The sequence below is a fragment of the Bradyrhizobium sp. genome, from assembly GCF_030693485.1.
In the GTDB taxonomy this organism is placed as follows: domain Bacteria; phylum Pseudomonadota; class Alphaproteobacteria; order Rhizobiales; family Xanthobacteraceae; genus Bradyrhizobium.
In genome coordinates this window covers 1-3,281 of record NZ_JAUYAN010000025.1, presented here as the reverse complement: position 1 = coordinate 3,281, position 3,281 = coordinate 1, and the positions used below count along the sequence as shown (strand labels likewise).

The 3,281-nt window shown below is 59.6% G+C and carries 2 protein-coding genes; both read left to right on the top strand.

The annotated features are described in order from the left end of the window. Positions 1-33: 33 nt before the first annotated feature. On the top strand, positions 34-447 hold the full coding sequence (locus Q8N40_RS02070; RefSeq protein ID WP_305710626.1) for an endonuclease domain-containing protein: 414 nt from the start codon (positions 34-36) through the stop codon (positions 445-447). Beyond that, positions 448-2,694 carry a glycine--tRNA ligase subunit beta gene (glyS, locus tag Q8N40_RS02065; RefSeq protein ID WP_305710625.1) on the top strand — a complete coding sequence of 749 codons (2,247 nt, stop codon included), beginning with the start codon at positions 448-450 and terminating at the stop codon, positions 2,692-2,694. The last annotated feature ends 587 nt before the right edge of the window (positions 2,695-3,281 follow it).

Sequence of the window (3,281 nt, the reverse complement as noted above, 5' to 3'; positions counted from 1 at the left end):
GGGGGTGGGGGGTGGGGGGAAGGTGGTAGCGATATGGCAAGGAAGCCAATCAGCGACTTCAAGCGCAAGACAGCGAACCGGCTGCGCGCAAATACGACAGTCGCCGAGCAAATTCTCTGGCGGCATTTGCGAAGATTGGATGCGAAGGGAAGTCACTTCAGAAGGCAGGTGGTCATCGGACCCTACATTGCCGATTTCGCCTGTCTGGCGGAGCGGCTCATCGTCGAGGTCGATGGATCGCAGCACGGAGATGATGAGGGGCTTCGCCGCGACGATATCCGGACACGCTGGCTGCAATCGGAAGGCTATAGAGTGATACGATTTTGGAACAACGATGTGATGAGCAGGACCGACGCTGTGCTTGAGACCATCCACGACCTAATCACTGTCACCCCACCCCGCCTGCCTGCGGCAGGCGACCCTCCCCCTTCAGGGGAGGGTAAGTAAATGCCCGATCTTCTCCTCGAACTGTTCTCCGAAGAAATTCCCGCGCGCATGCAGGCGAGGGCGGCCGACGATCTGCGCCGCATGGTGACCGACAGGCTGGTCGCCGAAGGCCTGGTCTATGAGGGCGCCAAGGCGTTCGCGACGCCGCGGCGGCTGACGCTGACCGTGCACGGCATTCCCGCGCGCCAGTCGGACCTGAAGGAAGAGCGCAAGGGCCCGCGCGTTGGCGGACCGGATGCGGCCGTGCAGGGATTCCTGAAAGCCACCGGGCTGAAGTCGCTCGACGAGGCCAAAATCCAGCACGATCCGAAGAAGGGCGATTTCTACATCGCGCTGATCGAAAAGCCCGGCCGCGCCACGCTGGACGTGCTCGCCGACATGCTGCCGGTCATCATCCGCACCTTCCCGTGGCCGAAGCAGATGCGCTGGGGCGAGCGCTCCGGCCGGCCGGGCGCGCTGAGCTGGGTGCGGCCGCTGCATTCCATCGTCGCGACCTTCGGCATCGATACCGAAGCCCCCGAGGTGGTGAAATTCGCCATCGACGGCATCGAGGCCGGCCAGACCACCTTTGGACATCGCTTCATGGCGCCTGATGCGATCGAGGTGCGCCGCTTCGAGGACTATGAGGCCAGACTGAAGGCCGCCAACGTCGTGCTCGATTCCCTGGCCCGCAAGGACATCATCCTCGCCGACGCCAAACAGTTGGCCTTCGCGCAAGGGTTTGAACTGGTCGAGGACCAGGTGCTGCTCGACGAGGTTTCGGGGCTTGTCGAATGGCCTGTGGTGCTGATGGGATCGTTCGATCCGGAATTTCTGTCGATCCCGGGCGAAGTGATCCGCGCGACGATCCGCAACAACCAGAAGTGTTTTGTGGTCAGCGATCCCAAAACCGGAAAACTCACCAACAAGTTCATCCTCACCGCCAACATCGAGGCGTCCGACGGCGGCAAGGCCATCATCGCCGGCAACGAACGCGTCATTCGCGCGCGGCTGAGCGATGCGAAGTTTTTCTATGAGACGGATCTGAAGACGAAGCTGGAAGACCGGCTGCCGAAATTCGAGCAGATCGTGTTTCATGAGAAGCTCGGCACGCAGGGCGAGCGCATCAAGCGGATCGAGTGGCTGGCGGCAGAAATCGCGCCACTGGTCGGCGCCGACGTTGAAAAGACAAAGCGCGCCGCGCGGCTGGCGAAAGCGGATTTGCTGACCGAGGTGGTCGGCGAGTTCCCGGAGCTGCAGGGCTTGATGGGCAAGTACTACGCGCTAGCGCAGGGTGAGGATGCTGTCATCGCCGCGGCGAGCGAAGAGCACTACAAGCCGCAGGGGCCGACGGATCGGGTGCCGACTGATCCGGTGAGCATCGCGGTGGCGCTGGCGGACAAGATCGATATGTTGGTCGGCTTTTGGGTAATCGAGGAGAGACCCACGGGGTCGAAAGACCCGTTTGCGCTACGCAGGGCCGCTTTGGGAGTTCTGCGTATCATTCTAAATAATGGCCTTCGACTGCGTCTATTTCCGTTGCTTTTCGCGCATGCGATAGTTGTCAAGGTTCAGATTAGTGGTGGACCCGCTGAAGATTTGACTTATCAGGTATTAATGGACCTCGGGTCGGTTGAATTTGCTCCTTTTGCGGAAGCAAAGGCGATTGTACAAGATGTTCGGTATCATGGCGCTCCGCCAGGTCTCGCGCTGGGAAACCTTGCGCCGGCCGTGGGCGACCTGATGGTCTTCTTTGCCGAGCGCTTAAAGGTCCAGCTGCGCGATCAAGGCGCACGACATGATCTTGTTGATGCGGTGTTCGCGCTTGGAGGTCAGGACGATCTCCTGATGGTAGTCCGGCGTGTCGAAGCGCTTGCGGCATTCCTCGACACCGATGATGGCAAGAACCTACTGGCCGGCACCAAGCGCGCAAGCAATATCCTCTCGATCGAGGAGAAGAGGGATGGCGTGATTTATGATGGACCGCCCAATCCTGAGCTAATGATCAATCCGATCGAGAAACGGCTTTGGAACACGATCCAGAGTGCTGTTACGGAAGCGAGTGATCTTGTTAAGTTGGAAGATTTCCAAATGGCAATGGAGTGTCTTTCAACTCTTCGAAGTGCAGTAGATTCGTTTTTCAGCAAGGAGGCAGGCATCAAGGTCAACGACGACGAAGTCAAGGTGCGCGAGAACCGGCTGAAGCTGCTGAACGAAATCCGTGCCGCGACGCGCGCGGTAGCGGATTTTTCCAGGATACAGGATTAGCCAGGTAGCCGTCATCCCCGCGTGAGCGCAATTGCGCTCGTCGCTGAGGTGCCCGCCGGCCCCTTGACGGCGAGCCTCGAAGGATGCTGCTCGATGCTTGCGGCCATCCTTCGATGCGCATCGCTTCGCGATGCCCCTCGGGAAGAGGGTGTGCCCGGAGCTTCGGATGCCGCGAAAAAAACTTTCGTCGAACCATGCTGCCTAAAACGACGAATTATCATGCAAATTCACTAAATCGACCCGGGCAAATCACTTCGGTTTACCGGAAATCATGTCAAGCCCCTGTCGAAAAAATATTTCTGTTTATCGGAATTAGAAACCGGAGTATATGATTTCGCATCCCGTCCCACTCCGAGGGGCATTGCGCAAAGGTCACCAGTGCGGGACGGGGATGCGGTGGACGCGGATGGCGCTCTCGACCAGGGCGCCTGATGCGGATGGCGAACTCGTGTGGTCCTGACACCCCCGACGTCGGTGTCAAGCTTGCGGTCAGTCCCGCGAGCGACGGTGGCAATAGAGCTGGGCTCGCCGGGGAGATCACGTATAAGCCGTAAACCATTGCGCGGGGAGTGCCGGGTGATTCCGGT